8 protein-coding genes and 1 other annotated feature are annotated in these 11,632 nt (G+C 40.9%); of the genes, 2 read left to right on the top strand and 6 right to left on the bottom strand.

What is annotated here, in order from left to right; all coding sequences use genetic code 11:
• Window positions 1-27: 27 nt before the first annotated feature.
• Entirely contained in the window at window positions 28-1,779 is a 1,752-nt protein-coding gene (locus ACP8HI_RS06080; RefSeq protein WP_438350228.1) for an ABC transporter ATP-binding protein, read from the bottom strand.
• Window positions 1,780-1,924: 145 nt separating this feature from the next.
• Window positions 1,925-2,221: a HesB/YadR/YfhF family protein gene (locus tag ACP8HI_RS06075; protein ID WP_438350227.1), complete on the bottom strand. Its 297-nt coding sequence runs from the start codon at window positions 2,219-2,221 to the stop codon at window positions 1,925-1,927.
• A 497-nt stretch (window positions 2,222-2,718) separates the two neighbouring features.
• Here ACP8HI_RS06075 and ACP8HI_RS06070 point away from each other — a divergent pair, with 497 nt between their 5' ends.
• Together ACP8HI_RS06070 and ACP8HI_RS06065 are read left to right on the top strand one after the other, a co-directional pair.
• Window positions 2,719-4,476 carry an ABC transporter ATP-binding protein gene (locus ACP8HI_RS06070; protein ID WP_438350226.1) on the top strand — a complete coding sequence of 586 codons (1,758 nt, stop codon included), beginning with the start codon at window positions 2,719-2,721 and terminating at the stop codon, window positions 4,474-4,476.
• A 48-nt stretch (window positions 4,477-4,524) separates the two neighbouring features.
• A complete protein-coding gene (locus ACP8HI_RS06065) occupies window positions 4,525-6,558 on the top strand; it encodes an ABC transporter ATP-binding protein (protein ID WP_438351723.1) in 2,034 nt (677 codons plus the stop codon).
• A gap of 111 nt (window positions 6,559-6,669) precedes the next feature.
• Here ACP8HI_RS06065 and ACP8HI_RS06060 read toward each other — a convergent pair whose 3' ends face one another.
• From ACP8HI_RS06060 to ACP8HI_RS06045, 4 genes are all read right to left on the bottom strand, one after another.
• A complete protein-coding gene (locus ACP8HI_RS06060; protein WP_438350225.1) occupies window positions 6,670-7,152 on the bottom strand; it encodes a hypothetical protein in 483 nt (160 codons plus the stop codon).
• A 130-nt stretch (window positions 7,153-7,282) separates the two neighbouring features.
• Window positions 7,283-8,989 (bottom strand): arginine--tRNA ligase, encoded by a 1,707-nt coding sequence (gene argS / locus ACP8HI_RS06055; RefSeq protein ID WP_438350224.1) that lies wholly within the window; start codon window positions 8,987-8,989, stop codon window positions 7,283-7,285.
• Between the two features lie 69 nt (window positions 8,990-9,058).
• Window positions 9,059-9,324, bottom strand: a binding site (T-box leader).
• Between the two features lie 80 nt (window positions 9,325-9,404).
• The gene (locus tag ACP8HI_RS06050; RefSeq protein ID WP_438350223.1) at window positions 9,405-10,412 is read right to left on the bottom strand and encodes a CobW family GTP-binding protein; all 1,008 of its coding nucleotides are present in this window, start codon (window positions 10,410-10,412) and stop codon (window positions 9,405-9,407) included.
• Between the two features lie 135 nt (window positions 10,413-10,547).
• Entirely contained in the window at window positions 10,548-11,504 is a 957-nt protein-coding gene (locus ACP8HI_RS06045; protein WP_438350222.1) for a stalk domain-containing protein, read from the bottom strand.
• Between the last annotated feature and the right edge of the window lie 128 nt (window positions 11,505-11,632).

Below are 11,632 nucleotides of genomic sequence, written 5' to 3'. Positions count from 1 at the left end.
GGGCAACAGCGATCGTAAGGATATCCGTTAAATATCCAAATGCTGAACGTTATACAATCGAGCATAACTTCCATTCAGCTCCATCAATTCTTGATGACTTCCGCTCTCGGTGATGCTTCCGTTCTCAAGAACAACAATGGTATCTGCATGCGTGATGGTCGACAATCGATGAGCCACAATTAACGTCGTCCGGTTGGATGATAAGGACTGTAAGGACTGCTGAATAAGATGCTCAGATTCCAAGTCCAAAGCCGAGGTCGCCTCATCCAGTATAAGAATATCAGGGTCCTTCAGAAAGACACGAGCGATAGCTAAACGTTGCTTCTGACCACCCGATAATTTAACTCCGCGTTCTCCAACTTCTGTATCATAACCTTTTGGCAAATTCATAATAAACTCATGAGCATTCGCTGCGATGGAAGCCGCCACAATATCATCGTATCCCGCATCCGGATTGCCTAGTAGAATGTTCTCCTTCACGGATCCGCTGAATAGGAAGTTATCTTGAAGTACCATTCCGATCTTACTTCGCAGACTTTCCTGGGTTAGATCCCGAATATCCTGGCCATTGACCAATATTCCACCTTTTTGAATATCGTAGAATCGAGCAATCAAGCTAATCAGTGAAGATTTCCCTCCACCGCTCATCCCAACGAAAGCCACGGTCTCTCCTGCCCTAATATCCAAATTTATATCTTGTAGAATCCAGTCATTCTTCTCATTATATTTGAACCATACATGGTTAAACGTAATTTGTTTAGCCTGACCTTCCAATTTCTTAGCATGTGGGGCATCCACAATATCATAAGGCTCGTCCATCAATTCCATGACTCTTTCTAATGATGCAGATGCTTGAGTTAGTACGGTAGATGAACTGATTAAACGTCTCAACGGAGCATACAAACGATCTAAGTAACCAAAGAAAGCCACAAAGGTACCTAATGTCAGATTCCCCTGAATCACTTGATATCCCCCATATCCAATAACTAGAATCGGTGAAATATCCGTTATCGTATTAATGACGGCAAATGTGATCGCATTCCAACGCGTCTGTGCCAAAGCCTTATTGAGAAAGTTACCATTGATACCTTCAAATTTATTCTGATCGTATTTCTCTAGAGTGAAGCTACGTATTACAGAGATCCCATGAATTCTTTCATGTAAATAGGATTGAATACCAGCTAATGCTTGAGAACGATCTTTTGTAAGACTTTTCAACCTTTTATAAAGGATCTTTACAGCAATAGCATACAGAGGAAGCATCGAAATTGCGACCAAAGCTAACGTAGGGTCCAGATAGAATATGACAATTAGTACGAATACAAGCGTAAACATATCTAACCAAATATTCATCATACCAACTTCTACAATATTCTTGGTCTGCTCCACATCGTTAATGAAACGCGATATGACTTCGCCCGCTTTCGTATTCTGATAATACCGAAGAGATAATTTTTGTAAGTGGGAATACAATCGATTTCGTAAATCGAATAGAACCTTATTGGTAATAAGTTGGGCGAAATACTGGCGGAAATATTCAACAGGCCCTCTGATTATGACGAACAATACTAGCGCTCCACCAAGAACCTTCATCAATTGCGACACTTTTTCTTGCATCGTAAGTGGTGAATTCCCTGTCAACAAATCATCGACTACATATTTCATGATCATCGGTAAAGTTAACGGAATAGTGAACTTAATCATCCCAATAATCAGCGTAATAATAATTAATTTCATATATGGCTTAATAAATTTAAAATAGGATTTCCATTGATTCAATGACTATACTTCCCCTTTCGAAAGGATAACGATATCACGTTATTATTCCTTCACTTCTCTAATAGAATGCAGCTCACCATTTATGCGCAACCAAAAACTCCTTTCCTTGTCGAAAAGGAGCTTTGTATATAACTTCCAAAGACTATTATTTAATCTCTTTATAAACATAATCAATATCATCATCAGGCTCTACATAATTAACAATCAAATCATAACCTTTAAGGTACCACAAATCCTGCTCTTCCAAATAAAAGCGAATTCCTTCTACATCTTGAAATAACGTACCATTGGTAGGTTTCTCAACAGAGATGCCCAGAGAGAATCCTGGATGTAGCCCTCCTCCGGAACTATAACGTGGAAAGAACCTTACGGAATCACCATCGTTTAAATTTAATTCTCTCACATACCAACGGGCTGCGTCGGCACTCACTACAATGTTCATGAAGTCCAACTCCTTTACGATCTGTATTCCAATGTGTGTGTCTCTATCATACCTGAACCCGCATCAAAAATACATACATCGCCCTGTCTTCCTTATTATAAATACGAACAAATACTCTTACTAAAATAAAAATTGACAAATTTGATGTCATGATGATAAAATTCTCACGATACCAGATACACAAAAATTTACAAAGGAAGGGTGAGTAACATGTTCAATCAGATGATTAGAGCTTTTCAATACAATACGGCTTATAAACTACAATTGAATATTGGAGTAACCCTGCTGGTGGATTGATTCTAAAGAAGTCATATGTGCTTCTTAGAATTTCTGAATTGAATATCCTACGTTGGCGGCGGTTGCTCAATCAACCGTACGCATGATAACTTTAGCATTTCAAAAGGCATATCGTCCGTTCACGGATGGTATGTCTTTTTTTGTGTCCAACTTGGGAATTAAATTCATCAGCAGTTTCAACTTGAGAGGATGTGATTGTTTTGTTTTCTGTTTTAAAAAAGCTAGGTTGGTTTTTTCGCCAAGAGAAAAAGCGCTACATCATTGGTTTAATTACGCTAATTTTATGTGGCGTAGGTGAGTTGTTACCACCTCGTTTACTTGGAAATGCGATTGATGATATCGTTACAGGCACTATTACAGGTCCTTCACTTTTTCGCTATATCGCATTGATTATTGTCATTCTAATTGTTATCTACCTGATCACTTACATATGGATGCATAGATTGTTTGGTGGTGCTAACCTTGTCGAGCGAATTCTCCGTACGCGGTATATGAATCATTTACTTGGCATGACCCCTCCTTTCTTCGAACGAAATCGTACAGGTGATTTGATGGCCAGAGCAACGAACGATCTTCGTTCCGTCGCTGCAACAGCTGGTTTCGGAATATTAGTCATGACAGATTCAACCGTATATTTACTCGTTATCCTGTTCGCCATGGGATTTCTCATTAGCTGGCAGTTAACGTTAGCAGCGATTATCCCCCTCCCCTTTATCGCCCTTGCGATGAAGATTTATGGAAAAATCGTACATGAACGTTACTCTTTAGCACAGGATGCCTTTGGAGATATGAATGACCAAGTTCTCGAATCTGTTGCCGGTGTGCGTGTTATTCGTGCTTATGTTCAAGAAAGATCAGATCAACAACAATTTCAGAACATAACGGATGATGTGTATCGCAAAAATATGAGTGTAGCTAAGGTAGATGCCTTTTTCGAGCCTACGATTCGACTCTGTGTCGGACTAAGCTATGTAATTGGTCTTACCTATGGTATTTATCTTGTGTTCAGAAATCAGATTACCCTTGGGGATCTCGTGTCATTTAATATGTACCTTGGGATGATGATCTGGCCGATGTTCGCTATTGGTGAATTAATTAATATCATGCAACGAGGTAGTGCCTCACTCGATCGTGTGGATCAAATTCTATCCGTCATACCGGATGTGGATGACGTTGCTCATCCTACGACTGTAAGTGATCCACAGCGTATTGAGCTACGGGATATCACCTTCCGTTATCCAACTTCAACGGTGGATAATTTGAAGAATATTCAGTTAACACTCCAAAAGGGGCAGACTCTAGGCGTAGTTGGACGTACCGGAAGCGGTAAATCCACCTTACTGAAGCAACTTCTGCATGAATACCCTATGGGAACTGGTGAACTTCTTATCTCAGGTATCTGCATACAAGAACTGGCTAAGGACGAACTTCATAGTTGGATCGGATATGTACCGCAGGAACAAATATTGTTCTCCAGATCTGTACGTGAGAACATTCAATACGGTTTAAAGGACGCGAATGATTCCTTAATTATGGAGGCCATCGCAACCGCTGCCTTCGAGAATGACCTTACCACCCTGTCAGATGGTCTAGATACCCTTGTCGGTGAGAAAGGGGTCTCCCTTTCTGGGGGGCAGAAACAACGTGTCGCATTAGCGAGAGCATTTATTGGAAATCCTGAGATTCTCATTCTAGATGACGCACTATCTGCCGTTGATGCAAGAACAGAAGCACGAATTATTGAGAACATCAGACTCAAACGCGCGGGTAAGACCACTCTCATATCCACACATCGCTTATCAGCTGTGGAGCATGCCGATTGGATTGTCGTGCTTGAGGAAGGTAGCATCATTGAAGAAGGAACTCACGAAGAGCTATTAGCTCTAGGAGGTTGGTATCTTGAACAATTTGAACGTCAACAAGTGGAAAACAAACTCACCACTGAGGAGGTGACTTAATTGAACATAGGAAAACGGTTGTTCCAGTATGCTCTAACGGCTAAAGTGATGTTCATAGCCGCTATATTCACATTATGTATAGGCGTTGCCGCAGAACTTGCGGGACCTTTTATAGCTAAAGCTATGATTGATGACCATATGCTCGGTATTGAACAACCTTTCTTTGAGACGGATTCACCAACATCGGAAGGTTCTGTTCTATATGAAGGTCATTATTACAAGCGCGGCGATCGATTCGCCGAGAACGAGAATAAAGGTCAAGAAGTCCGTATTCTCCAAAAAGGTAAGACCTTCTATTTTATCAATCAGGCGGTTGAAGTTACTAATGGAAAAAGAGTCGTTGTCGATGGCCAGATGACCATTTCAAATGGAACATTAGAGTCAACTTATCCAGTCACAGCATTAACAGCCGACCAACTTTTCACCTTTTACACGCCAGAAATACCTGGCATTATGAAGCTCGTGGGATTATATCTCTTACTACTATTGGTCACAATATTCACGGAATTTGGTAAGACCTACTGGCTACAGTCTTCAGCCAACAAAGTTATTCAGAAATTGCGGACAGATGTATACGCCCATATTCAACGACTTCCAGTCCATTTCTTTGATAACTTACCTGCTGGGAAGGTCGTTTCTAGAATTACCAACGATACGGAGGCAGTAAAGGATTTGTTCGTGGCTGTACTTGCCAACTTCAGCTCGGGTATCGTCTATATTACAGGCGTGTATATTGCTCTATTCATACTTGATGTGCGACTTGGGCTTGTATGCTTATTCGTTATTCCGATATTAATTATTTGGATTATTCTCTATCGTAAATACGCAACTAAATTCAATACGATTATTCGATCTCGCCTAAGTGAGATCAATGCGATCATCAATGAGTCTATTCAAGGAATGTCCATCATTCGTATATTCCGACGTCAGCAACAGACTAGGGATGAATTCGAGACACTGAATCAAGATTACATGAAGTATCAGAATAAGATGCTGAACCTCAATGCATTTACAACCCATAACTTGGTCAATGTGTTACGTAGCTTCTCATTTGCCGTATTGCTAGCGTATTTCGGATTCGGCTCACTCAGTGGTACCAATGTTGTATCACTTGGTGTACTGTATGCCTTCGTTGATGTCCTTGGTCGGTTATTTCAACCCATCACGGGTATGGTGAACCAGCTTGCTGCGCTCGATTCTTCTATGGTATCTGCTGGGAGAGTGTTCGAGCTGATGGATGAGCCAGGGGAAGATGTTACAGATGGTACTATGCCACGCTACAAAGGAAATGTAGAATTCAAGGATGTCTCATTCGCTTATAAAAAAGATTATGTTCTCAAAAACATTTCCTTTGAAGCGAAGCAAGGCCAGACGGTTGCTCTGGTAGGTCATACTGGTTCAGGGAAAAGTTCCATCATTAATCTATTATTCCGCTTCTATGATCCACAGAAAGGGAGCATTACGATTGATGGTCAGGAAGTGACTGATATCCCTAAACAATGGCTACGCCATCATATGGGAATTGTATTGCAGGATCCTTATCTCTTCACTGGTACGGTGGCATCGAATGTCAGCCTAGGTGACGAGAGAATATCCCGTGAACAAATCGAGAAGGCCTTGTGTGATGTGGGTGCTGAGCGTATCCTTGCCCACTTACCAAAAGGATTTGATGAGCCCGTTGTGGAGAAAGGAAGTACGTTGTCCGCTGGGCAGCGCCAACTGATTTCCTTCGCACGCGCGCTTGCATTCGATCCAGCAATCCTTATTCTTGATGAAGCCACCGCCAACATTGATACAGAGACGGAAAGCCTGATTCAATCGGCCCTGGAGGTTCTGAAGAGAGGTCGCACGACGTTCATTATCGCTCACCGTCTTTCTACCATCCGCAGTGCTGATCAAATTCTGGTGTTGCACCGTGGAGAGATCGTTGAACGAGGTAGTCATGAAGAACTTCTGGAGCTGGGTGGTCGTTACTTCCAATTGTATCAACTACAACTGGGAAGTATCTTACCTCAACCTACTGGATCTGAGCATGTAGAAGAATCTTCTAGGCAACCTATTCAATCCGTGCCTGGTGTATAAAATAACTGATGATTCCAAAGGACGGTAGCACGCCCTTTAAAGAATAAAGTAAAGAGCCTCACTGCGATATTGCAGTGAGGCTCTTTACTTTTCAAGCATCCTTGTTCGAAACTATGATTTATCAGAATAAGAAGCAATAGAATCATTATCTAGACCAAGCGTACGATAGAATTCCCGAGAATATCCTTGGAGCTTCTTCTCCAACATTTGTGCTTGGTCACTAAACTTCGTAAACTCACGAATCATACGAGAACGACCGCCAGGACTGAACGTCTCTTGGATTCGCTCCTTAAAGTAATCATGGACAATATAATTACGTTGTTTCCATATTCTTGTCAATTGAATCGTTTCTTCTTCTGAGAAAGGGAAATGATGCTGAATTTCCTGTACTAACTGGCCTAACGAACTACTTAACTTACGTTGATAAAGTTCAGTGAAGTCTTCTTCTGTTGGAATCTTGCCCTCTGATAGCTTCATGAGCATTAATAAGTTAACGAGTTGCTGCTCCAAAGATTGTGAAGAATATACGGCAAGTCCAAAATAGGTAAAGACATCTCTTGAATGATCACTGTCGAGCAATCTTTCTTTTACCATACTTCCGCTCCATTCACTATCAACACATTCACACGATGTGCTAGTTGATCTGCTTTGCTATTCCTTATGTTAAAGGAATCCGCAGAATCTATCAACATGAGATTGTTAAATGAATCTATTACGCCCCTTTTTACATACGTACAGGAGTACCTAGACCCAGAATATGCATTGTTCTTTGTAAAGATTGTCCTGTTAGCATCGTTAGAGACACTCGAATTTTTCTTAACTTCTCTTCTTCACACAGTATTCTTTCCTGGTTGTAGAAGTGATTGAACACCTGCGCTACATCTAGAACATACCTAGCTAATACGGAAGGTTCATTATTATGTACCCCACGTTTCAACTGTTCAGGGAAGCGAATAAGGAGTTTAAGGAGGGCCCATCCCGAATCACCTAAAGCTTCAATATACTTATCCTCCTGCATTCCTTGTAGATCCTCCGCGTCCACTTGTTCTATCATCATGCTCTTAGAAAGAATACTTTGGGTTCTAGTATATGTGTACTGCAAGTAAGGACCTGTCTCCCCTTCGAAATTCAACGCATCATCCAATGAGAAATCCACTTCATTACTCCGATTATTCTTGAGATCTCCAAAAATAACTGCTCCAATTCCTACATCCTGTGCCACCTTATATTTATCCGGCAACTCTGGATTTTTCTCTTCAATGACCCGCAGCGCTCTTGTAATAGCTTCATCTAACACATCGTCAAGATACACAATTTTACCGCGACGGGTAGACATCTTCTTACCCTCGAATTTCATTAATCCAAAGTGAACATGACTACAATCTTGAACCCACTCGGCCCCCATTTTATTCAATACAGCAAATACTTGTTGGAAATGTAACTTCTGTTCTCCCCCGACCACATACAGAATTTGATCAGCTTTCATGACATGATGGCGATAGAATGCTGTTGCCAAATCCCGTGTAGGATAAATCGTCGTCCCGTCGGACTTCATAATTAAGCAGGGTGGCATCCCCTCATCATCCAACTGAACAACGAGTGCACCCTCACTTTTCACTAATAAGTCTTTATCTTTTAGCTCTTGAACAACAGCACCCATCTTATCGTTGTAAAAGCTTTCTCCGAGCACATAATCGAACGTAACATTTAGTCTTTCATACATTCTGTTGAACTCCTGCATACTAACTTCGACGAAATATTCCCAAAGTCTGTTCGCTTCTTCATCACCAGACTCCAACAGACGGAACCAATTTCGCGCCTCGGGTTCCAATGTAGCATCTTGCTCTGCTTCCTCATGAAACTGAACATATAAACGTAAAGACTCCTGAATTGGGTTCTCTTGTAATGCTTCATCATTACCCCAACGCTTATATGCTGCAATTTGTTTACCAAATTGTGTGCCCCAATCCCCCAGATGATTGACACTAACAGGTTCGTATCCTGCGGTTTGATACATTTTGTACAAGGCGGCTCCGATCATCGTCGATCGAAGATGTCCGATACCAAAAGGTTTCGCTATATTTGGGGATGACATATCGATAATCACCTTTTTCCCCTGACCTATATTGGTTTGGGGATCATTACTTTGCTGCAATTGCTCCATCAAGTACCCAGCATAATAGCTTCTGTCAAAAGTTAAATTAACATAAGGTCCAACAGTTTCTGCTTTGATTCCCTTCATTTGGATAAGGTTTACTAAATGTAGTGCTATCTGTGGCGGTGATTGTCTGTATTGCTTTGCTAATACGTAACACGGAAATGCAATGTCACCCATCACTGCTGAGGGTGGTGTTTCTAACAAGGCCTCTACTTCTTCTACTGATAGGGATACATGTGGCTGTATCGCCTCTACGGCCCATTTATTTAACATGATTAACCATCCTCCTTATTCTACTCAAATGACCGTTTATTTCATCAAAAAAAGCCCTCATCTCTATGAATAAGAGACGAGAGCTTTAGTTCCCGTGGTACCACTCTAGTTGAACCCTCAGACAGAGGTGTAATCCTCTCTAGAGTTGTTCCGCTTGATGACCTATAACGAAGATCAATCGGACTATTCTACTGATCATAAAAAAGCGATCTTCATGACGTTGGAATAGCCATCTCCCGGGTGCGCTTCATCAGAGTCCAATATACCGGCTTTCACCACTTCCGGCTCGCTACAATATCAGTTACTCTCATTACTCTCCCGTTCAAAGACGTTCAATATACAACAGTATACATCGGTCACCATTAGGTTGCAACACGATTTAACTGGCATACTCACTTATAATTTTCAGTTAGCATTAACCTCTCTTCTCAAGCTCTTCCAAGGCATCCTTCAATTCAGCTTGAGAGAAATGCTCACCTATGAATACAACGACATCGGGTACGACTCCTTGAGGATTAATCTTCAAGAAGTCCGATTCTCTAAATGCATATTGAAATAAGAATCGACTGGTGGTATCACTAAATGTCATAATTCCTTTCGCACGATATACTTCACGTGGTAAATGATTCACTAATTGTTCAAAACCCTGACTATCAATTGGACCCGTGAAATAATGCGTATATACCATAACATGATCATGTGAGTGATGTGAGTGATCATGTCCAACCTGACTATGATCATGATCCTCAGCTTGATCAACTTCATATGAATGGTCGCTCTTCCACTGTCTAGGTTGAACATCTTGTCCGAACAAAGGAACCCAGTCCACATCACAACGTACAGCTGGGATAATCGGAGCATACTCGTTCCAACTAGATAGTATCGTCGTAAGCGAAGCTTGATCTCCTTCACTTACACGGTCAATTTTATTAAGAATCAAATAAGATGCACAGCGAATCTGCTCTTGCATAAGGCGATAAGTCTTGCCTTTCTGGATCTCATATAGTTCCAATAAATGTACCGCATCAACGACGGTTATGACGCTCTTAAGATCTATTTTCATATACAGCGCAGCTTCCGTTACACCATCCAAGATTTCCATCGGATTCGCAATTCCTGTCGCCTCTATGACGATTACATCAGGTGATTCTTGCTTAATCAGATTAGATATTTCTAAACTTAAATCACCTCGAATGGTACAGCAGATGCATCCACTGAGCATTTCAGTCATGGGGACGGTCTCTTCAATCAACGCACCTTCCAAGTTCACATCGCCAATCTCATTCATGATCACAGCGGGTCGAAGCCCCTGCTCCTGCCAATATGTTACCATGCGCTGCAACAATGTCGTTTTCCCGCTTCCTAGGAATCCAGACAATATGTATATAGGTGTAACTCGATCTGTTACTTGATTCAGATTCATACTTCTTTCTCCTCCAACTCATTTCCATCTCTATCAGCCGAGTTTACTATATGTAAAGCCCCCCATGCAAGTGGCTACATTTAATTACATTAACTATCCGGAACACTGCTTTTCTTTCGTGCTCAAATAGTGCTGCTATTGTACGCTATTCACTACTTCCTTTCGAGTTTCATTTGATAATTCTAATGAAATCTTCCCCTCTTTATTGGACACTACACCACCAATAATATGTTCGAAGCCCAGTTGCGCAATTTTATTATCTTCATCAATGCTACCACTTGTTTTTGCACTACTATCTCCTGAAATACCATAGTTATAATATAATAGCTTTTTATTTATTGTGATTTCCGTTCCCCTTGTATCGAACAATTTGTGATCTAAGAAATTTTGTAAGTTATCCCCTTTTTGAATATGCGCTTGCCAAGTCACCATTGGGAAATCCTCTTTAAATTCATACAACAAAGCTGTATCACCTTTAAGGACATAGAATCGAAGGGCTTCACCCTCGGGAAATAAAAAGGTACTGCTATAATCATCATCTTCACGAGTTACCTCCAATGGCCTTTGCTCATAATGTACGATTGAGGTGTAGGTCTTGTCCATAGCTAGCTTTCGAGCTTGTTGTAGCGAACCTTCATAGAGGATCTTCCGTTCTTTGTCATTTAAGGGTGAACTAATCGTAACCGCTTTACCATCCCAATTTATTCTATACCCATATAGTTCTGATAGAAATCGTAAAGGGACAAACACTCGATTATTCTCTAATTTAGCAGAAACATCTAATGAAATCACACCGGATTCAGCAAACTTCCCATCGACGGAAGCTGTATTCTTACCGATCGTAAGTATGACACTTTCAGCCCATTTACGAACAGTCACTTTGTTCTCTTTTTTATCCCATTCTACCTTTGCACCTAATGCCTCTGATACAACTCGAATCGGAACAAGTACTCTCCCTTGTTCTACTATTGGTGCCAAATTGTTTTGAATCTTATCATTGTATATATATATAGGTATTGAATCAGCGGCATTTGCTATTGAACTAACACTTAACATGCTTGCAACAGCAAGTGCGGTTAGAATTTTTCTCATGAATTCCTCTCCTCTGCACATTGTTTTTTTCAACTTCAAGCCCGAGCAACGACTTAAGCTTATTCTCTCATTACCACTAAAACGTTCATTAGACTCTAAATGTTCCAATTATATTGAAATTTTTTATT

The sequence above is a fragment of the Paenibacillus sp. FA6 genome (assembly GCF_051550225.1).
Lineage (GTDB): Bacteria > Bacillota > Bacilli > Paenibacillales > Paenibacillaceae > Paenibacillus_AQ.
The sequence above is the reverse complement of the archived record's forward strand: the minus strand, read 5'-3'. Positions and strand labels throughout refer to the sequence as shown.